The sequence below is a fragment of the Mycobacterium sp. NPDC050551 genome (assembly GCF_040674075.1).
In the GTDB taxonomy this organism is placed as follows: Bacteria; Actinomycetota; Actinomycetes; order Mycobacteriales; family Mycobacteriaceae; genus Mycobacterium.
This window is the reverse complement of the sequence record NZ_JBFARC010000003.1, coordinates 302,937-321,622: the sequence shown is the minus strand read 5'-3', so window position 1 is coordinate 321,622 and position 18,686 is coordinate 302,937. Positions and strand designations below refer to the sequence as shown.

At 66.4% G+C, this 18,686-nt stretch carries 17 protein-coding genes and 1 pseudogene; 10 read left to right on the top strand and 8 right to left on the bottom strand.

The window, feature by feature from the left end; all coding sequences use genetic code 11:
* Window positions 1-15: 15 nt before the first annotated feature.
* Window positions 16-573 (bottom strand): nuclear transport factor 2 family protein, encoded by a 558-nt coding sequence (locus AB0K11_RS14035; RefSeq protein ID WP_364978448.1) that lies wholly within the window; start codon window positions 571-573, stop codon window positions 16-18.
* A 20-nt stretch (window positions 574-593) separates the two neighbouring features.
* On the opposite strand from AB0K11_RS14035, the gene AB0K11_RS14030 reads away from it, so the two are divergent.
* The 4 genes from AB0K11_RS14030 to AB0K11_RS14015 all read left to right on the top strand — a co-directional run bounded on the left by AB0K11_RS14030 (window position 594) and on the right by AB0K11_RS14015 (window position 4,293).
* Complete coding sequence (locus AB0K11_RS14030; protein ID WP_364977387.1) at window positions 594-1,529, top strand: SDR family NAD(P)-dependent oxidoreductase; 936 nt, start codon at window positions 594-596, stop codon at window positions 1,527-1,529.
* Window positions 1,526-2,527 (top strand): helix-turn-helix domain-containing protein, encoded by a 1,002-nt coding sequence (locus tag AB0K11_RS14025; protein WP_364977385.1) that lies wholly within the window; start codon window positions 1,526-1,528, stop codon window positions 2,525-2,527. The genes AB0K11_RS14030 and AB0K11_RS14025 overlap by 4 nt, the downstream gene beginning before the upstream one ends.
* Before the next feature lie 215 nt (window positions 2,528-2,742).
* Window positions 2,743-3,450 (top strand): GAF and ANTAR domain-containing protein, encoded by a 708-nt coding sequence (locus AB0K11_RS14020; protein ID WP_364977383.1) that lies wholly within the window; start codon window positions 2,743-2,745, stop codon window positions 3,448-3,450.
* 156 nt (window positions 3,451-3,606) lie between these two features.
* Window positions 3,607-4,293 (top strand): GAF and ANTAR domain-containing protein, encoded by a 687-nt coding sequence (locus tag AB0K11_RS14015; RefSeq protein WP_364977381.1) that lies wholly within the window; start codon window positions 3,607-3,609, stop codon window positions 4,291-4,293.
* A 15-nt stretch (window positions 4,294-4,308) separates the two neighbouring features.
* On the opposite strand, the gene AB0K11_RS14010 is transcribed toward AB0K11_RS14015, so the two are convergent.
* Both AB0K11_RS14010 and AB0K11_RS14005 read right to left on the bottom strand, forming a co-directional pair.
* Window positions 4,309-5,433 carry a GGDEF domain-containing protein gene (locus tag AB0K11_RS14010; protein ID WP_364977379.1) on the bottom strand — a complete coding sequence of 375 codons (1,125 nt, stop codon included), beginning with the start codon at window positions 5,431-5,433 and terminating at the stop codon, window positions 4,309-4,311.
* 178 nt (window positions 5,434-5,611) lie between these two features.
* The gene (locus AB0K11_RS14005; RefSeq protein ID WP_364977377.1) at window positions 5,612-6,574 is read right to left on the bottom strand and encodes a ferritin-like domain-containing protein; all 963 of its coding nucleotides are present in this window, start codon (window positions 6,572-6,574) and stop codon (window positions 5,612-5,614) included.
* Between the two features lie 268 nt (window positions 6,575-6,842).
* Between AB0K11_RS14005 and AB0K11_RS14000 the strand changes: the two are divergent.
* A pseudogene (locus AB0K11_RS14000) lies at window positions 6,843-9,393 on the top strand (SpoIIE family protein phosphatase).
* Window positions 9,393-9,710 (top strand): STAS domain-containing protein, encoded by a 318-nt coding sequence (locus AB0K11_RS13995; protein WP_364977375.1) that lies wholly within the window; start codon window positions 9,393-9,395, stop codon window positions 9,708-9,710. Before AB0K11_RS14000 ends, AB0K11_RS13995 begins: the two are co-directional and overlap by 1 nt.
* A 22-nt stretch (window positions 9,711-9,732) precedes the next feature.
* On the opposite strand, the gene arr is transcribed toward AB0K11_RS13995, so the two are convergent.
* The 3 genes from arr to AB0K11_RS13980 all read right to left on the bottom strand — a co-directional run bounded on the left by arr (window position 9,733) and on the right by AB0K11_RS13980 (window position 12,080).
* A complete protein-coding gene (arr, locus tag AB0K11_RS13990; protein ID WP_364978445.1) occupies window positions 9,733-10,155 on the bottom strand; it encodes an NAD(+)--rifampin ADP-ribosyltransferase in 423 nt (140 codons plus the stop codon).
* A 195-nt stretch (window positions 10,156-10,350) separates the two neighbouring features.
* Window positions 10,351-11,295, bottom strand: coding sequence for a DUF5996 family protein (locus tag AB0K11_RS13985; RefSeq protein WP_364977373.1), 945 nt, complete (start codon window positions 11,293-11,295; stop codon window positions 10,351-10,353).
* A gap of 92 nt (window positions 11,296-11,387) precedes the next feature.
* Window positions 11,388-12,080 (bottom strand): GntR family transcriptional regulator, encoded by a 693-nt coding sequence (locus tag AB0K11_RS13980; RefSeq protein ID WP_364977371.1) that lies wholly within the window; start codon window positions 12,078-12,080, stop codon window positions 11,388-11,390.
* Between the two features lie 137 nt (window positions 12,081-12,217).
* Here AB0K11_RS13980 and AB0K11_RS13975 point away from each other — a divergent pair, with 137 nt between their 5' ends.
* The 4 genes from AB0K11_RS13975 to AB0K11_RS13960 all read left to right on the top strand — a co-directional run bounded on the left by AB0K11_RS13975 (window position 12,218) and on the right by AB0K11_RS13960 (window position 16,971).
* A complete protein-coding gene (locus tag AB0K11_RS13975) occupies window positions 12,218-13,384 on the top strand; it encodes a mandelate racemase/muconate lactonizing enzyme family protein (RefSeq protein WP_364977369.1) in 1,167 nt (388 codons plus the stop codon).
* 100 nt (window positions 13,385-13,484) lie between these two features.
* Complete coding sequence (locus tag AB0K11_RS13970) at window positions 13,485-14,915, top strand: cation:dicarboxylase symporter family transporter (RefSeq protein WP_364977367.1); 1,431 nt, start codon at window positions 13,485-13,487, stop codon at window positions 14,913-14,915.
* Between the two features lie 5 nt (window positions 14,916-14,920).
* The gene (locus tag AB0K11_RS13965) at window positions 14,921-15,862 is read left to right on the top strand and encodes a phosphoglycerate dehydrogenase (protein WP_364977365.1); all 942 of its coding nucleotides are present in this window, start codon (window positions 14,921-14,923) and stop codon (window positions 15,860-15,862) included.
* Window positions 15,863-15,891: 29 nt separating this feature from the next.
* Window positions 15,892-16,971: a tartrate dehydrogenase gene (locus AB0K11_RS13960; protein ID WP_364977363.1), complete on the top strand. Its 1,080-nt coding sequence runs from the start codon at window positions 15,892-15,894 to the stop codon at window positions 16,969-16,971.
* Window position 16,972: 1 nt separating this feature from the next.
* Here the strand turns inward: AB0K11_RS13960 and AB0K11_RS13955 are convergent, their stop codons facing one another.
* Both AB0K11_RS13955 and AB0K11_RS13950 read right to left on the bottom strand, forming a co-directional pair.
* Window positions 16,973-17,872, bottom strand: a complete 900-nt coding sequence (locus AB0K11_RS13955) for an LLM class F420-dependent oxidoreductase (protein WP_364978442.1) — start codon at window positions 17,870-17,872, stop codon at window positions 16,973-16,975.
* A 43-nt stretch (window positions 17,873-17,915) separates the two neighbouring features.
* Window positions 17,916-18,662, bottom strand: coding sequence for an NAD(P)-binding domain-containing protein (locus AB0K11_RS13950; protein WP_364977361.1), 747 nt, complete (start codon window positions 18,660-18,662; stop codon window positions 17,916-17,918).
* Window positions 18,663-18,686 lie beyond the last annotated feature (24 nt).

The window sequence follows — 18,686 nt, the reverse complement described above, 5'->3', positions numbered from 1 at the left end:
GGGCAAGGGGCGCCTTCAGCGGGTGATCCACCGCCACCACACCGAGGGGTGTCGCAGCAGCGTCGGCAGCACCTCGAGCGGGTCGAAGTAGGTCACGCGCTCGATCGCTTTGCCATCACGAAGGACGAGGCGGTTGACCGTCGGCCAGGTGAGGGTGTTCCTGCCGACGTTGGCGTGCAGGGTGAATTCGATGAACACGTGATCACCGTTGGCGACCCAGTGATCGATGCTCGCGCGCAGACCGGGCAGGCAGCGGCAGAAGCGCTCGAACTGCTGCTGGGCCTGTGTGATTCCGACCGTCGGTCGTGCCAGTGGTTGGCGCAATACGACATCCGGGTGCAGCAGTTCGGGCAGTCGTGCTGGGGACGGCGTGTCCCAGAAGTCGGCGAACCTCGCCACGAAGGCAAGTCCTGGCGGGCAGGTGTCCATGCTGTCGAGCCTGCTGGGTGACCCGGTTGGTGTCACTGCAATCTGCTGCCAAGTCCTGCCTGCCGGCGCGAACTGCGAGTTCATTGGCGCACTTTGCGAGCACGGCGCCGACTCCGTTGTCGTAGCTTGGAAATCACTGAGCATCGACGACACGAGGAACACCCATGAGCTGGTCAACGAAGAACATCCCTGATCTGCACGGCAAGGTCGCCGTCGTCACCGGAGCCAACGGCGGGCTGGGGCTCGCCTCCGCCAAGGCGCTCGCCGGTGGGGGCGCGCACGTGGTGATGGCGGTCCGCAACAAGGCCAAGGCAGCCGACGCACACGCAGAAATCCTCGCTGAGCACCCGGCCGCGTCACTCGAGATCGTCGACCTGGATCTCGGGTCGCTCGCCTCCGTCGCGGCCGCGGCGAAGACGATCGCCGCCGCGCACGACCGCATCGACATCCTGATGTGCAACGCCGGCGTCATGGCGCTGCCTCAGGGAACGACGGAGGACGGCTTCGACACCCAGATGGGCATCAACGTCCTCGGCCACTGGGCTTTGATCTCCCACCTGCTGCCCGTTCTCGTCACCACGCCCGGCGCACGAGTGGTGACCCTCTCGAGCACTGCGCAACACACCGGTCGCGCCGTCGATCCCGCCGACCCGCACATGCGCGAGAACTTCGACGAGTGGCGCATGTACGGCCAGACCAAGCTGGCGATGCGCCACCTGGCGGTCGGCCTACAGAGGCAGTTCGACGACGCGGGTATCGACGCGAAGGCGCTGTCCGCCCAGCCGGGTCTGACCAACTCCGATCTGCAGACCACCACGCAGGCCCACGGCAGCGCCGGCCTACTCGGCACCGTCTCCGAGAGGCTGGTCAAGGTGATCGGCATGTCGACCGACCGCGGCGCGCTCAGCCAACTGCGAGCAGCCGTCGATCCGGGCGCCCCCGGTGGCGGGTTCTACGGACCACTCTGGGGTACGAACGGCCCGCCGGTTCGCAAGCCGCTGGTACGGCCCGGCAGCGACGCCGCGATCGAGGCGCTGTGGCGCGCGGCCGAGAGTGAGACCGGCCTCCGAATCGACGTGGGCGCCGTCGTCGGAGCATGAGCACTCTGGTCGCGCCGTTCCGCCTGTCGCTGCCGTTCGTGCGGGTACTCCTCGCCGACCTCGGCGTGCGGGCGGCGGACCTGCTCGATGCGGCGGGGCTACCCGGAGACCTGCTGGGCCGCGAGGATGCGGCGCTGACCCCGCCGCAGTACTACGCCCTGTTCAGTGCTCTTGACCACCTCGTCGGTGATCGGGAGCTGGCGACGACGATCGCCGGCACGCTCAGCCCCGAGGTCTTCGACCCGCCGATCTTCGCGGCGATGTGCAGTCCCAATCTGCAGGTCGCGGCCGACCGCATCGCCGTGCACAAACGTCTGCTCGGGCCGATTCGCCTACGTGTCGACGCCGATGCCGACGGCGTGAGCCTCGAGTTCTGCTGGCCTGCAGGCATTTCGCCGCCCGCGGTGCTGCCGGCCGTCGAAGTCGCCTTCTTCACGGCTCTGGCTCGGCTCGGCACCCGTACCCGCGTCGTCCCTGCGCGCGTCGTGCTGCCGCAGCCGCCGCGCAACCTCGCAGCAGTCGAGGACTGGCTGCGCACGCGGGTGGAGCGGGGCGACACCACCCTCATCCGGTTCTCCCGCCTCGACGCCGGCCGCCCGTTCCTCACCGCCAACGCCGGGATGTGGGAGTTCTTCGAACCCGAGCTGCGGCGCCGCCTCGACGATTTCGCGACCGACGCCGCGCTCGGCACCAAGGTCCGCGCCATCCTGGTCGAACTACTGCCCGCCGGTGCCGGAACGACGCACGGCGTCGCACGCAACCTCGGCATCAGCACCCGCACACTGCAGCGCCGCCTGGGCGAGGAAGGCGCGACGTTCCAGGAAATCCTCGCTGACGTCCGCGTAGACCTGGCCCGCCACTACCTGACACAGTCCGCGCTGTCATTGACCGAGATCGCGTTCCTCCTGGGCTACGACGACCCGAACTCCTTCCACCGCGCCTTCAGCCGCAGGACCGGGCGCACCCCACTCGGAGTCAGAGTCACCGCGACCGGATGACGGCGCCCGAACCGTGTGTGTCCGGTGCCTCCGACCCAGTCCGGTGCGGATGATCGACGTCTCCCGCATCGACGCTCACAAGTGATGTTCCTCATTCGTGCGATCCAGACCATCGCCGGTTTCGAACGAATCACTGAGTGAAATATTGTAAGAGTCAGGAGGAGGGGTCCATGGATGCCGATCGACCCGATGTGCTGAACCGGTTGGATTCGACGATGGCCGCCCTGGCAGAGCTCAACGCCATCATCGCCGATGAGGAGTCACTGGACGCGGCGCTGTCGCGCATAGCCGCCAATGCGGTCTCGGCCGTTCCGGAAGCCGACATTGTCTCGATCACCGTCATCGGCAGCACGCCCCGCACCGCCGCACACACGGATGAGTCGGTACTGGAGCTGGATGCGGCGCAGTACGCGGAGGGGGACGGGCCATGCCTGGTGGCCGCGCAGACGCGGCAGCCGGTGCGTGTGGTGATCGACTCCGCCGAGCGGCGATGGCCGCGTTTTCTGGCTGCAGCGCAGGCTGAGGGCGTCCGCGCCACCTTGTCCATCCCGCTCATCGTCGGCGCTGTGGCCGGTGACGACGGCGAGCTCGTCGGATCGGTGAATGTCTACAGCCGAACGGTCTCGGCCTTCGACCTGGTCGACGAGAAGCTGCTGTGCCTGTACACCGACGCGGCGAGCCGGGCGGTCACCGACGCCCACCGCTGGCGGCGCACGCAGGAGACCGTCACTCAACTCGAGCAGGCATTGCGCTCCCGCTCCGCGATCGATCAAGCCAAGGGAGCGCTGCGCGTAGCGACGGCGTGCACCGCCGAGGAGGCGTTCGACCTGCTGGTTCGGCGATCTCAACGCGACAACGTCAAGCTCCGGGACGTCGCTCATCAGGTGATCGAGGACCTGTCGCGCAAGACGGCGTCAGACTAGATCGGGGCGGCCTCGCCGGCTCGTGGTCTGAACCGGCGTGGCCTGAGCGCATGTAGAAGTCGACCTCCACATTCGCCTGGGACACAGTTGCCCCACACACGGCCCCGCAAAACCATTGCGGCCCGCGATCCCGCACCCTGAGAGAGACTGACTGCGATGACGATGCACGCCGAGCAACCGGACCTGGCCGCACGGATGGCCGAACTGGCCCGCGCGTTGGCCAGCCCGAGCAGGATCGACGACGTGCTGTCGGGGGTCGCCACCGCCGCATTGGAGCTGATCCCAGGTGCGGACGTCGCAGGGATCCTGTTGATCGGCAAGGAGCGGTCCTTCGAGACGCTGCCGGGAGACAGCGATCTCGCGCACAAACTCCACGAGCTGCAGATGGCATTCGACGAGGGTCCCTGCGTTCAAGCAGCACTCGACGACGTGATCGTGCGCACCGACGATTTCCGGGACGAGACGCGGTGGCCGCAGTACGCGCCGGCGTGCGTGGAAATCGGCATCTACAGCGGTCTGTCGTTCAAGCTGTACACCGCGGACCGCACCGCGGGCGCGCTCAACCTGTTCAGCTTCCGCCCGCACGCCTGGAGCGTCGAGGCGGAGACCATCGGAATCGTTCTTGCTGCCCACGCGGCCGCCGCGGTTCTCGCCAGCAGGCAGAGTGAACAGCTGCAGTCCGCGTTGTCGAGCCGGGACCGGATCGGTCAGGCGAAGGGCGTCATCATGGAGCGCTACAAGGTCGACGATGTGGCGGCTTTCGAGATGATGCGCAGGCTCTCCCAGGAGAGCAATGTGCGGCTCGTCGACATCGCGCAGCAGGTCATCGACTCCCGCGAGTGACCGTGCACCCGAGCCTCAACGGGTGTCGTCGTCGGGCCACTCATCGGCCGGTGGCGCGTCGAGCACCGTCAACGCCGGGTCGTGCACATAGGTGACGCGGTTTCCCCCCGCTCGGCGGGCGTCGTACATGGCGTTGGTGGCGACGGCCAACAGCTCGTCGATCACGCCCGGAGCGGGCAGCTTCGCGACCGGCGCGAGCGGCGTGCAGACCACCCCGATGCTGGCAGTGAGTCGGGCTGACGCCGCGTTGATGGTGCTTTGTACCCGCTCGATCAATGGTGAGGTGTCGGGTTCGGTGAAGAGGTCGGCGATCACGAATTCCGAGTCACTGGGATGGGCGAGCACCGCATTGCTGCGGGCGGTCTCGCGCAATCGGCGCGCGACCTCGATCCGGGCCCGGTCGACTCCGGTCGTGCCGGCCAGGCTGCGCAGCAGTGAGTAACTGTCGAGATTGACGACTGCGACGACGAAGAAGCGGTCGTCGGTGCGGCTGCTCGAGGTCAACAGGGTGGCGGCCTTCTCGTGGAACCCGTCGTGGTTGAGCAGACCGGTGAGGGCGTCGAGGTTCGGGTGGAAGATGTCGGCGTCGAGCAGCCAGATGGTCATTCGGCCGGCGAAGGTCACAAAAACGACGACGAGGGCGACGAGCAGTGCCGAGGACACCACGAATGCGACGTCGTGGCGCGCCCACCGAACAGTCAGCACGGCCAACGTGACGGCTGCCGCGGTCCAGCACAGTGCCAGCAGGCGCGGGGTGTGGAAGAGGGCGGTGTAGGCGGACACCAGTCCGAAGGTGGCCGCCCCGAACAGGCCGGCTACCGGCTCGGACTGGATCAGGCATGACACCGCGATGCACACCGTCCCGATCACCACGGTCATCCGGGACTCCGTCGCCGACGGCCAGCGGCGGCGCAGCCACACCGCGCTCATCACCAGGCAGCACACACCAATCCCGACGGCGACCGCTCGATTCGCGCCGTGCGGTCCCAGTGGGCTCGCGATCAGTGCCACCGAGATGACGCCGAGGCCGATGATCATGGCCGCGACGACGCGACAACACAACGCCTGGACGTCCCGCGAAGCCAGGAACGCCGTCAGGAAGTAGTAGTGGTCGAGACGTCGCCACAAGTTCTCGGGCATCGTCATCAACGAATCTCCAACCGGGGAAACGATTCTTGCGCTGGCACCTCGCTACCGGCGCGCTTCGCTCCCGTCACGCTCATTCGAGCAGGCTAACAGCACCAGCAAACACCCATCGAGAGTTTTTGCAACGCCCCCGCGCCACGGCTGCGGGGGCGTTACATCGGAGCTACTTCGGTCAGCTGATGCCGACGACTTCCTGTGCGATCGCAGCAAGGCGGGTCTGCGCCGCGGACACGACGCGCGCACGGTTCTTGTGCGCTTCCTCCCAAGCCACGATGGCGCGGATGTCCGAGGGATCGTTGAGATCCTTCACCGCGGCGACTGCATCGGCGACAGTCAGCTCGTCATAACTCGAGATCGGCAGCTCGGACGGGTCCAGCACGCCGGTGGCGCTGCGCGCCGAATGCAGCGCGTCCGCTGCTTTGTCCACGCCTTCCTCGCGGGTGACCTGCTCGGCGGCAGCCAGCGCCGCGTCGCGCGATGCGCTCAGCGTCTTGGTGGCCACGTCGGTCACGCGCTGACCGCGGTTGACGAGTTCGGTGAACGCCGGGCCGGTACTGCGCAGGGCTTCGACGGTGCGGTCGACGCCGCGGGTGGTCCAGGTGATGGGCAGATTCACCGCGCGCACTGCGGCGCCGGTGGCGGCCTGCAGCGGCGTGCGGCGCAACGCGGCCGGTCCGCCCAGGGCATCCTCTGCGAGAACGGTGACCAGCCATTCGACTGTCGCCGTGTGCGCGATGATCAGCCGGTCGGCAAGCGACTGCACGTCGCTGTTCTTCGCCGCCACGGCGAGCGCCTTGAGATAGCGCGACCGTTGCAGGAGCTGGTCCTCGAGCGCGAGGTCACCCAGAAGTGCTTCGTCGAACGGCGACGCCTGCTCGGTCATCGCCTTGACTGCGGCGGCGGCGCGGCCGATGAACGGGCCGATGACGTCGGGGTAGCCGCCGAGGTCGCGAATGGCGGTCTCGATGGCCTCGGCGCGGGAGCGGCCGTTGGAGGCGTTCTGTTGCAGCTCGGTGCGGACGGCTTCGGTGCGCGCCTGGGCGATGCGGGTCTCGGCGATCTGGATCTCGGTGTTGGTCAGGTCGAGAATCGCTCTGAGCTGGGTGAGCACTTTTGCGGTGTCGATGGTGGACAAGATTGGAGCCCTTCTGGGTCGGATGACATTGTTCTGGCGCTGACGCGCTCGTGGTAGTGGAATTGCCGCCAACGTCACGGGCTAATCGCGGAATTGTGGAATGTGACGAATCACCCAAGATCAGCGTGGCACCCATGGCGCTCCGTATGTTGCGCAGCAACTGAGGACCATCGACCCTCACCGCAACCGCACACCCGCCGCGCTTTCGTCCGCGATCCGCTTTGGCGACACGGTGGGAGGTTGCTGACGTAGCGGGTAGCTTCGTTCCATGACCAGTGTCGAGGGGGAATCGGCGTTCACCTGGCCGGCCCGCCGCGAGCTCGTCACGCGGATGCATGAGCAACTCGACGAATTGGTCGCCGTCCGCGATGAGATGGAATTACTGGTGCGGGTCATCGTGGAGATCAGCTCCGATCTCGACCTCAAGGTGACATTGGATCGGATCGTCAACGGGCGCTGACACTGACCGGCGCCAGGTACGCAGCACTCGGGATCCGCGCCGTCGACGGCTCGCGGATGTCCTTCGTCGACGCCGGGATGCCCGATGCCGCGACGCGCCGACTCGGCGACATTCCGGTGGGCGACGGCCTACGCGTCGACGACCTTGCAGCTCACCCGGAGTTGGCCGGGCTGCCGATCCTGGCGCTCCTCGCCACGCCGATCACGGTCGGGGGGCCGCTTTCGGCAACCTGTACCTGGCCGACGACCGGCCTGGCTGGGCGTTCTCGGACATGCAGGAGAGCGCGGTGCGGGCGTTGGCCACGGCTGCGGCCGCCGCCATCGACAATGCGCGACTGTTCGAGCGTGAGCGCGAGTCGGCAAGGTGGACCAGGGCGAGCCGGGAGATCACCAGTGCGTTGCTCTCCGGCGATCCACAACTGGGCCCGCTCCAGTTGATCGTCAATCGGGCACTCGAACTGGCCGATGCCGAGCAGGCGATCCTGCTGGTTCCCAAGGAACCCGATGTGCCTGCTCACGAAGTCGACACGCTTGTGGTGGCCGCGACCGCAGGCCGTTACTCCACAGAGGTGATCGGTCAGCAGGTGCCCATGGATGCCTCCACCACGGGCGGCGTGGCCCGTCGCGGCTTACCGCTGATCACCGATTCGTTCCAGTACCCCATCGAGGGTTTCACCGACGTGGGCGAGCGCTCGGCGATCGTCATGCCGCTGGTCTCCGACGACGCGGTCCTCGGTGTCATCGCCGTCGCGCGTCGGCCTCATCAGCCGCCCTTCGACAACGACTACCTCGTGCTCGTCAGCGACTTCGCCCGCCACGCCGCCATCGCCCTGGCGCTGGCGGCTGGTCGTGAGCATGCGCTCAACCAGGAGCTCGCGCTGGCCAACACCGTCGACCAAGCCGTGCAGGCGGCCGCTGAGGAACTCCGGCGGCTGTGGCGGGCACGCCGCGTACTGGCGGTGACGTTCCTCGACCACCGTTCTCCGGCGCGCGGCAATTACCCAGGACCGCACGTGGTGGCGGTCGGCGAGTCGACGCAGTGGGCCGACCTGCCGGCCGACACCCGACAGGCGGTCATCGCGTTGCGCGACGGCGACCTGATGACGGCCAATGTCGTGCAGCCGGGCACGGCCGCAATTGCGTTGCGGCATCCCGAAGGCGTGCTCGTGGTCTGGATCGACCTCAACGAGGCGCGGTCGTTCACCCTGGAGGATCAGACGCTGCTGACCGTGCTTGCCGGCCGGCTGGGTCAGGGTTTGCAGCGCGTGCATCAGGTCGACCAGCAGCGCGAAACCGCACTGGCGCTGCAGCATGCGATCCTCGGTCCGGCTCAGCTACCCGACGGATTCGCCGCGTGCTATCAGGCCGCCAGTCCGCCGCTACAGGTGGGCGGTGACTGGTACGACATCGTCGACCTCGACGACGGACGCATCGCGTTGGTGGTCGGTGACTGCGTCGGCCACGGACTCACTGCGGCCACCGTGATGGGACAGGTGCGAAGCGCTTGTCGTGCCTTGCTTTTCGACCACCCGAGTCCCGCTGCCGCCCTCATAGGGCTGGATCGTTTCGCGGCCCGACTGCCCGGTGCCCGATGCTCCACTGCTGTCTGCGTGGTGCTCGATCCCAGTACCGGTGAGCTGGTGTACTCCAGTGCCGGGCACCCGCCGCCCCTCCTGATACACGCGGACGGAACCATCCGCATGCTCGACGACGCTCACACCATCGCGTTGGGGATGAGAGCCGGATGGCCGCGACCGGAGGCACAGGTGACGATGCCGACGGGCGCCACGCTGGCGCTCTACACCGACGGCCTCGTCGAACGCCGGCGCACCGCGCTGGAAGAGGGCATCGGCCGCCTCGCCGACCTGATCTCCGAGCGACGCGACACGACACTCGATGACCTTGTCGGCCAAGCCATGTCGAGTCTCGAGCCGCCCAGCGGCTACCAAGATGACGTCGTCCTGCTTCTCTACCGCCATCCCGCGCCGCTCGACCTGACATTCCCCGCCGACGCCGAACACCTCGCGCCGGCCCGCAGCGCACTGCGGACGTGGTTGAACAAGATTCGCGCCGATCCGGAGCAGACGATGAAAGTGCTTGTTGCCGTGGGCGAAGCTGTCGCGAACGCCGTCGAACACGGTCACCGCGCAGACCCGGGCGGAGCCATCACCCTGAACGCGACCGCGATCGGTGACGAAGTGCGGATCACCGTCTCCGACACCGGCACGTGGAAGGCGCCGCTCCCGACGAATTCCCTCCGGGGCAGGGGCACCACCCTGATGAGGTCGCTGATGCACCACGTCACCGTCGACACCGACGCCTCGGGAACGACCGTTCACCTGAAAGCGAGGATTGCCTGATGCCAACGCTTCTCACGCTCGACACTGCTCGCCGTGACGACGGCAGGCTGGTGCTCAGAGCCGCAGGCGAGATCGACTTGAGCAATATCGACGACTTCGATCGAGCGCTCTCCGCAGCGACCGGCGCTCTCGGGCAAGGTGATGAACGGCTGATCGTGGATCTCAGCGCACTGGAGTACCTGGACAGCGCCGCGATCAATGCGCTGTTCGTTCGCGGTGAGCAGATCCACGTCATCGCCCCACAGCTGCTGATGTCCACACTCGCCATGACCGGGCTCACCGAACTGGTTCCGGTGGAAGCCGCGCCGTCGGCTTGAGATCACGCGATGTTCGGCCGACTCAGTTGATGATCCCGCCACGATCGTCGGACCGGAGCACAGACAGCCGTTCCCGCCACGTGTGCAACTGCTCGGGTGTCAGTCGCGTCCACTCGGTGATCTCGCCGACGATCCGCAGGGGGGCCGCACTCCGGTAGGACCGCGTGGGGTTGCCGGGGAACTTCTTGTCGGTCACATTCGGGTCGTTCTCGAACTCTCCGGTTGGCTCTACTTCGTACACCCTCGGCAGGGCGTCGCCGTCGGCGAGCTCTGCGGCGATTTCCGCAGCAAGGCCGGCGCCATCGACGAGCGCGGTGAAGTAGATGTGGTTCATCACGACCTCGGGACGATAGTTCGATCGATGGCCCGCAGAGAGGAACTCGCCCACCCTCAGTTCCGCGATCGTGCCATGGAAGAACGGACCCTCATCAAGGGATGTGGACAACTGGCACCCTTCTGACGAAATGCTGGGGACGCGCAAGCATGCAGCACCACCCGGGCCTTGCGGCAAGCCCCCGGTCACGCCGTATTCTGAAGTGGGAAGTGGATCAAGCCCCCCACGTATGCGCGCCGCCAAAACACCCGTCGGCCAGGACATCCGCCGCTACGTCAGAGCTGACCACGGCCGCCGCTCGGGCGGTCACGAAGGCCGAGCTTTGTGCTCCCAGCGACTCGGGTCGGTTTCGAGGGCGCGCCGGTCCCATCCCATCAAGTCGGCGGCCGCGCCATAGGTGAACTCGAGGAAGTCCATCACCGCCTCGTCTGGGTCCTCGGCCTGGCGGGCAACCTCGTACGGCAACAGGTACTGCCGCAGGCCGGTGTCGTAGAACGCACCGGCGGGACCGTCCGCGGTGTCGGCGTAACCGGTCGGCTCTGGATAGGCGTAGGAGTAGAACGCCCCTTCGGCCGCACCGCCGGGCCAGAATCCGCAGCTACTCAGCTCGTGGGAGTACCCCTCCTCCATCACCCAGTCGCCGCAGTTCGGCGCACCTCCGGGATGCCGGGGAGCCAGGCCACCGGAGAATCGGGTGCACGCCAGGTCGAATGATCCCCAGAAGAAGTGGACAGGGCTGACCTTGCCGATGAACCGGGCACGGAACCGGCCGATCACCCGGTCGGCTTGCACCAGCTGCCGCCAGAACGCGTTGGCCGCTGCGGGGTCGTAGCCGACATGGGTGTCCTCCGCGAACGGGATGGCGGGGTCCACCTCGTTGGGTCCGTTCGAGATGTTCGCGTCGATGCCCAGTCCGCCCAGCGTGTCCAGCACTGCTCGGTGGAACTGCGCTACGGAGGTGTCGCGCAGATCGATGCTGGCAGCGCCGCCATCACTCACTCGCACCGCGAGTGCATGGTCGACGAAGTCGAACTCCATGTCGAACGATTCGGTGCCCACAGGGATCGCGGACGTCGTCAGGCCTCGCGGTGACACGTACAGCGGCACCTGCCACCAGTGGTTGAGCAGCGGCGCGTGCGCCAGCCGCACCTTGCCCACGATCTGGGTCCACATGTGCAGCGATCTGCGGGTCGGCTCCCAGTCGTCGACGCGTAATGCCGGCCAGCCCTCACCCGATCGGACCTCTGTCATGCGAACCCTCCTCAATCTTGTGAAAACTGAACGGCGCCCGTATCGGTGAAGCGGCCGACCCGGCGACCTGAGACCAGGATGCCCTCAGGCAGTTACAGACTCGGGTTGGGGAACTGCCCTTCGAGGGCGTCGATCGCCGAAGCGGTCAAGCTGTTCTCGATATGGATTCGCGCCAGGTCGTGCACCGCGGCGGCGTCACGGTCGACGACGAGTTCGAGCATCTGGTGGTGCTGGTTGAAGTCGATCATGCGGGGTTCGTCGCCCGCAGGCAGCATCAGGCCGAGGCGGCGGTAGCGGTCGGACTTGGCCCACAGGTCGTCGAGGGTCTTGATCATCACGGCGTTGTGTGCGGCGACATACAGTGCGCGGTGAAAGGCGCTGTGGGCGCACAACCCGTCTTCGCCCCATTCCCGGGTGACCGGGACCAGATCGGCCAGTCTCGTCCGCATGGCCGCGATGTCGTCGTTCGTGCGGCGTTCGGCTGCCAGCGCCACCGCCGCGGGTTCGAGGGCCAGCCGCACCTCGAACAGCTGGCGGGCCTCGTCGGCGCCGATGGATGAGACTCGGGCGTCCCGGTGATTGTCGAGTTCGATCAGGCCCTCGCCGCTGAGCCGGCGGATCGCCTCCCGCAGCGGCGTGATGCTCATTCTCATCTGCTCGGCGAGCTCGTACTGAGAGAGCCGCGAGCCCGCAGGTAGACCGCCACTGAGTATCAGCCGCCGCAGTTCTGCATAGGCCACGTCGCTCTTACTGGAGAAGACGTTGGTGACCTGCGGTGATGTCATGTGCGCCCAATCTCATCGATCCATCTGATGTGACCAGTGCCACAAATTGCCCCTTGTGCTCACGGTCACACCGAGTCTAGCATTGGCACTCATCAGTTACATCTCACATCTTATAAGTTACGAGAGAGGCGAACGGCATGAAGATCTTGTCCATCCACGAGGGCGTGGTCCCGATCAGTTCGTCGATCCGCAATGCCTGGATCGACTTCAGCTCAATGGACTGCTCCATCGTGGCGATCGTCAGCGATGTGGTCATCGACGGCGAGCCGGTGATCGGGTACGGGTTCAATTCCAACGGCCGCTACAGCGCGGGGGAGATCCTGCGCCGCCGCGCGATTCCGCGTCTGCTGGACGCCGCACCGGAGAGCCTGCTCGATGAGGCAGGCGACCTGGACCCGACGCTCGCGTGGCCGATCATGATGAACAACGAGAAGCCCGGCGGCCACGGAGAACGCTCGGTCGCGGTCGGAGTGCTGGACATGGCACTGTTCGACCTGGCCTCGAAGATCGCCGGTCAGCCGCTCTACCGCTATCTGTCCGACCGCTACGGCGACGGCCGGCCCGACGACTCGGTTTTCGTCTACGCCGCAGGCGGCTACTACGCCCCGGGCAAGACCCTGTCCGATCTGCAGGACGAGATGCGCCGCTTCCTCGACATGGGTTACTCGGTGGTGAAGATGAAGATCGGTGGCACCGATCTGGCCGATGACCTCGAGCGCATCGAGGCGGTTCTGGAGGTCCTCGACGGCGACGGCTCCCGCTTGGCGGTCGACGTCAACGGCCGCTTCGATCTCCAGACCGCCCTTGATTACGGCAAGGCCATCGAGCCCTACGGCTTGTTCTGGTACGAGGAGGTCGGCGATCCGCTCGACTACCGCCTGAACGCCATCCTCTCGGAGAACTACCGGGGCCCGATCGCCACCGGCGAGAACCTGTTCTCGGTCCAGGACGCCCGTAACCTGATCCGCTACGGCGGGATGCGCCCCGACCGCGACTACATCCAGGTCGACCCGGCGCTGGCCTACGGGCTCACCGAATACCTGCGCGTGCAGGAGATGTTGAAGGAGCACGGCTGGTCATCGCGCCGCTGCATCCCCCACGGCGGGCACCAGTTCTCCCTGCACATCGCCGCTGCCCTCAAGCTCGGCGGCAACGAGTCCTACCCCGGGGAGTTCCAGCCCACCGGCGGCTTCGCCGATGACGCGGTGGTCTCCAACAGCCAGGTCGGGCTCACCGAGATCCCCGGCATCGGCTTCGAAGCCAAGAGCGCGTTCTACAAGGTTCTGCGCGAGCTGCACCACTGACCGCTGTTCCGGTGCCACTCGGTGTTAGACCGCCGGGCGGCGCGCACGACATCTCGGCCGGCAAGACCTCAAAGCTGCATCGGATCAAAGGAGTTCCGCCATGTCCACGAGCACCGCCACCGCCCCACCCCGTCGATCCAGATTCGGCGCCCTGATACGCCAACTCTGGTTCCAGGTCGTCGTCGGGGCCGTCCTCGGCATCGCCGTCGGCATCCTGCTGCCCGACGTGGGCGCCGCAGTCACCCCGCTCAACGACTGGTTCATCGGACTGGTCAAGATGATCGTCGTACCCGTGGTCTTCTGCGTCGTCACGCTCGGCATCGCCACCATGGACAGCCTGCGCCGCGCGGGACGCATCGGCGTCAAAGCGCTCGGCTACTTCTTCGTTCTCTCGCTCGTGTCGATGTTGATCGGCCTGGTGGTCGCCAACATCTTCAAACCCGGTGCGGGAATGAACATCGACGTCAACAGCCTCGACGCCAGCACCATCCCCGGGGTCGATTCAGGCGAGAAGATCGGCTTCGTCGAGTTCGTCACGAACCTGATCCCCGAATCGCTGTTCGGCGCCATCACCGGCCACGCCATCTTGTCTGCGCTGCTGGTGTCACTGCTGATCGGCTGCGCGCTCAACGTCACGAAAGCCCACAGCGCTCCCATCACCACCATGATCGAGTCCCTGTCTCACGTCGTGTTCAAGATCGTCGGCTGGGTGATGCGACTCGCCCCGATCGGCACGTTCGGCGCCCTGGCCTCCGTCGTCGCCAAATACGGCGCATCCAGCCTGCAACAACTCGGCTTCCTGATCCTGTTGTTCACCGCCACCTGCGTCGTCTACGTCATCGTGCTGCTCGGACTGATCTCCAGAGCCTGCGGCATGAACGTCTTCACCCTGATGCGCTACCTGAAAACCGAACTGCTCATCGCGCTCAGCACCTGCTCCAGCGAGGCGATTCTGCCGCAGCTCGTCCGGAAACTCGAACACCTCGGCTGCGGCAAACCAGTTGTCGGCCTGGTCATCCCGGCGGGCTTCTCGTTCAATCTCGACGGCTCGGCGGTCTACCTCACCATGGCGTCGCTGTTCCTGGCGCAAGCCGTCGGCATCGACCTGTCCTGGCAGGAACAACTCATCATGGTGGGCGTGATGATGCTGACCAGCAAGGGTACCGCCGGCATCGCCGGAGGCGCATTCATCGTGCTGGCATCCACCATCACCGCCGTCGGCCACGTACCGCTGGCCGCTCTCGCCCTGATCGTGGGTATCGACCGCATTCTCAACGAGGGCCGCGTCTTCATCAACGTCCTCGGCAATGCCATCGGCACCATCGTCATCGCCAAGTGGGAGAACGACTTCGACGACGACCAGGCCCGCGAAGTACTCGCCGGGCGACGCGAGTTCCGTATCGAGGCCGACGATCACGATCAGGTGGTCGTGTCGGGTTCGCACGAGCAGGAGGCCATCGACGGGCCGGCCGGCGCGGTCGAGGACACCACAGTCGGCGGCAGCCGCCACACCGCCGCCGCGTCATCCTGACCGCCATGTCACGCGTTCTGGTGACCACCGACTACCTTGTTCCCGGCGACGAGGTGGACGACCTTCTGCGCCGCCACGGTCACGAGATCGTCTACCGGCCTGCGGTAGGGCCGCGTAGTCCCGAGGAAGCACACGCCCTGTTCGACGGTGTACACGGCGCCATCGTCGCCAGCGAACCCGTCACCGCCGGCATGATCGGGGCAGCGACCGAGTTGCGGGTGATCGCACGAAGCGGCGTGGGCTACGACTCCGTCGACGTGTCCGCCGCCTCCGCGCACGGAGTCCGGGTCTGCAACACCCCGGGCGTTAACCATGACGCCGTCGCGGAGATGACCATCGCTCTGATGCTCATGGCGGCGCGTCGGCTCACCGCCGTCATCGACGGTGTGCGGGCGGGCGGATGGCCCCGTCACGCCGGAAGTGAACTACGCGGGACCACGTTGGGAGTCATCGGATTCGGACCCAGTGGCCGCGCCGTCGCCGAACTCGCCACCGCGTTCGGGATGACCGTCCTGGTCCACACCGCACACCCGGACGGCACGGCAACCGGCGTGCAGTTCGTCGACCGGGACACCGTCATCGCCACCTCGGATTACCTCAGCCTGCACACCAGGACCGACGACCGCACCCGGCGGATGATCGACGCATCAACGTTGGCGGCGATGAAGCCCAGCGCAGTGCTGATCAACACCGCACGCGGATCGTTGGTGGACGAACATGCGCTCGCCGACGCATTGGACTCCGGCGAGATCGCCGGTGCAGCTCTCGACGTACTCGATACTGAACCGTTGCCGGCCAAAAGCCCCCTGAGGGGCCGCGACGACGTCATCGTCACGTCCCATCTCGCCGGGCAGACAATCGAAGCCCGACTGCGGGCCGGCCTCAGTGCCGCCGCCGACGTCATCGCCGTCCTCGACGGTCGCGAACCACTCCATCCCGTCAACTGACTCCCCAGCTGATCGAAAGGACCCTCCCCATGTCACGAGCCCACCGCATCGCGGTCATCCCCGGTGACGGTATCGGCTGCGAAGTGGTGCCCGAAGGACTGCGCGTCCTCGAGACCGCCGCCCACGCGTTCGACCTGAGATTTCGGTTCGAGCACTTCGACCACTCCAGCGCCGACTACTACCTCGAGCACGGAAAGATGCTTCCGGACAACTGGTTCGACGAGTTGCGTGGCTTCGACGCCATCTTCTTCGGCGCTGTCGGGTGGCCCGATGTGGTTCCGGACCACATCTCCCTGTGGGGGAGCCTGCTGCAGTTCCGTCGCGCCTTCGACCAGTACGTGAACCTCCGGCCGGTCAAGCTGATGCCGGGAGTACCCAGCCCCCTGGCCGGACGCAAGCCAGGAGACGTCGACTTCTACGTCGTGCGTGAGAACACCGAGGGCGAATACTCCAGCGTCGGAGGCAAGATCTTCGAAGGCACCGACCGCGAGATCGTCATGCAGGAAACCGTCATGACCCGTACCGGTGTCGACCGGATCCTGAAGTTCGCCTTCGACCTCGCGCAGTCCAGGCCGAAGAAGCACTTGACCTCGGCCACCAAGAGCAATGGCATATCTATCTCCATGCCCTACTGGGATGAGCGCGTGCAGGCGATAGCCGCCCACTACCCGGACATCGACGTCGACAAGTACCACATCGACATCCTCACGGCGAACTTCGTCATGCACCCCGACTGGTTCGACGTCGTGGTCGCCTCGAACCTGTTCGGCGACATCCTCTCCGACCTCGGGCCTGCCTGCACGGGCACCATCGGCATCGCGCCGAGCGCCAACATCAACCCGGAGCGCACGTTTCCGAGCCTGTTCGAGCCCGTCCACGGGTCGGCGCCGGACATTGCCGGCCGGGGGGTCGCCAACCCCGTCGGGCAGATCTGGTGCGCCTCGATGATGCTGGAGCATCTCGGCGAATCCGCCGCTGCCACCGCGGTGCTCGCGGCCGTCGAGACGGTACTGGCACGCGGCGGCGACGCGTTGACCCCGGACATGGGCGGCACGGCCACCACCGAGGCGCTCGGCAAGGCCGTCGCCGACGCTGTGACAGCGCCGTGAATCACGCCGACGACAGCTTTGGCGGCACACCTAGTGTCGGAGCCAAAGCCGAGAGCGCAGGCAGTGGGTCCCCGGTCCCGATGACCTGAACAGCGACGTGATCGGCACCCGCCGCGCTGTGCTGTAGAAGTCGTTGAGCTATCTGATCCACGGTGCCGTAGGCGATCACGGCATCGATGAGTGCGTCGCTGCCGGGTTTGGCGACATCGTCGTCGTGGAAACCGATTCGCTTCCAACTGTTGCGATAGTTCGCGAGTCCGAGATACAGATCGAGTGCCGCGCGCCCTGATGCGCGGGACTCTTCGGCGTCGTCGGACAGCACGATCTTCTGCTCCGGCGCCAAGAAGGCGGCCGGTCCCATCAGGCCGCGGGCTCGAGCGGTGTGCTCAGGAGTGGTGAGGTAAGGGTGTGCACCCGCCCCGCGCCGCGCGGACAACTTCAGAATCCCGTCGCCGAGCGCGGCAAGGATGCGGCGGTGAGCGGGCACGCCGTAACGGTCCAAGTCGTCAAGGTAGGCATTGAGTGCGTCGAAGGGCTTCTCCCACTGGGCGATGGCTTCGCGGTGGCCCGCACCGATGCCGAGCACGAACCGTCCGGGGTAACGGTGTTCGAGGCGGTGAAACGCCTCGGCCACTCGATCCGCCGGAGAGGTCCAGATGTTGATGATCCCGGTGGCCGCCCTCAACGAGCTGGTTCGTTCGAGAATCGGGTCGGCCCAGGACAGGTCATCGGGGGCAGCGCTGCTGACCCACACCGCCCCGTAGCCCAGTCTTTCGATCTCTACGGCGACCTCTGGGGTGACGGGTGTTGTCGTCCACACGCCGAACTTGCCGAGGTCGGGTTTGCCGGCCGCATCACGCGGTGCCGCCTGCGCTGTTGTGGTCTTTGGGTTGAGAATCATGATTTCCGTTCTGGATTCGTTGCGAAGGGCATCTCTGCGCCCGTCACATGTTGAGGGCGCGAGCCAGGCGAACGCCGTAGTCTTCGTCCGGGTTGGTGCCGTCCGCGCCGAACCGTTCAGCAACCGCTGCCATGCCGATGTCTCGGCGTATGGGTGATCGGGCAGCATCGGCCGTCGCGAGCGCGCCCGGCATCTCGTCGCTGGTGAGATCGGTGCAATATGCCGGTGCACCGGGTTGCTGGCGCCACGACTGATCCAGCGTTCCGGCGTCGTAACCGTCGAAACCGGTGTCCTCAACCAAGGCAAGTCCGACGGCCCGCGACGTCACGTCGTCAGCCGCGACGGGGATCGCGATGCGGCCCGGCGTTCCCGGCGGCATGCCTTTGTTCGCGAACGATCCTGATCCGATGGCGTTCCATGCCTTGACCACCGGACGTCCGAGCTGTTCGGCGACCCAGAGGCTTTCGACTTGGCCCTCCTCGATCGCCCGAATCCGGGAGTCCCGGGCCGGGTAATAGTTGGACGTGTCGATGACGACGGTCTCCGGCGCCGCCCGGCCCACGATCGCCGCGATGTCGGCAACGCGGTTGAGGGGGATGGAGAGGATCACGACGTCGACGCCCTCCACCGCCTCGGATGCCGGTACTGCCCGCGCTCCGGTCTGCAGCGCCTCGGCCACGATCGTTTCTGGGCCACGCGAGTTGGCCACCTTGACGTCGTGTCCGGCGGCGGCGAGCTTCTGGCTCAGGGTCTTGCCGATGTGTCCGACGCCGATGATTCCGATCTTCATGGTGTTCCCTTCGTAGTGCCTCGC

Excerpts from the sequence above, each read along its gene's own strand:
- AB0K11_RS14035 (WP_364978448.1), bottom strand. The coding sequence starts at position 573 with ATGCTCAGTGATTTCCAAGCTACGACAACGGAGTCGGCGCCGTGCTCG.
- AB0K11_RS14030 (WP_364977387.1), top strand. The coding sequence starts at position 594 with ATGAGCTGGTCAACGAAGAACATCCCTGATCTGCACGGCAAGGTCGCC.
- AB0K11_RS14025 (WP_364977385.1), top strand. The coding sequence starts at position 1,526 with ATGAGCACTCTGGTCGCGCCGTTCCGCCTGTCGCTGCCGTTCGTGCGG.
- AB0K11_RS14020 (WP_364977383.1), top strand. The coding sequence starts at position 2,743 with ATGGCCGCCCTGGCAGAGCTCAACGCCATCATCGCCGATGAGGAGTCA.
- AB0K11_RS14015 (WP_364977381.1), top strand. The coding sequence starts at position 3,607 with ATGACGATGCACGCCGAGCAACCGGACCTGGCCGCACGGATGGCCGAA.
- AB0K11_RS14010 (WP_364977379.1), bottom strand. The coding sequence starts at position 5,433 with ATGCCCGAGAACTTGTGGCGACGTCTCGACCACTACTACTTCCTGACG.
- AB0K11_RS13995 (WP_364977375.1), top strand. The coding sequence starts at position 9,393 with ATGCCAACGCTTCTCACGCTCGACACTGCTCGCCGTGACGACGGCAGG.
- AB0K11_RS13985 (WP_364977373.1), bottom strand. The coding sequence starts at position 11,295 with ATGACAGAGGTCCGATCGGGTGAGGGCTGGCCGGCATTACGCGTCGAC.
- AB0K11_RS13980 (WP_364977371.1), bottom strand. The coding sequence starts at position 12,080 with ATGACATCACCGCAGGTCACCAACGTCTTCTCCAGTAAGAGCGACGTG.
- AB0K11_RS13975 (WP_364977369.1), top strand. The coding sequence starts at position 12,218 with ATGAAGATCTTGTCCATCCACGAGGGCGTGGTCCCGATCAGTTCGTCG.
- AB0K11_RS13970 (WP_364977367.1), top strand. The coding sequence starts at position 13,485 with ATGTCCACGAGCACCGCCACCGCCCCACCCCGTCGATCCAGATTCGGC.
- AB0K11_RS13965 (WP_364977365.1), top strand. The coding sequence starts at position 14,921 with ATGTCACGCGTTCTGGTGACCACCGACTACCTTGTTCCCGGCGACGAG.
- AB0K11_RS13960 (WP_364977363.1), top strand. The coding sequence starts at position 15,892 with ATGTCACGAGCCCACCGCATCGCGGTCATCCCCGGTGACGGTATCGGC.
- AB0K11_RS13955 (WP_364978442.1), bottom strand. The coding sequence starts at position 17,872 with ATGATTCTCAACCCAAAGACCACAACAGCGCAGGCGGCACCGCGTGAT.
- AB0K11_RS13950 (WP_364977361.1), bottom strand. The coding sequence starts at position 18,662 with ATGAAGATCGGAATCATCGGCGTCGGACACATCGGCAAGACCCTGAGC.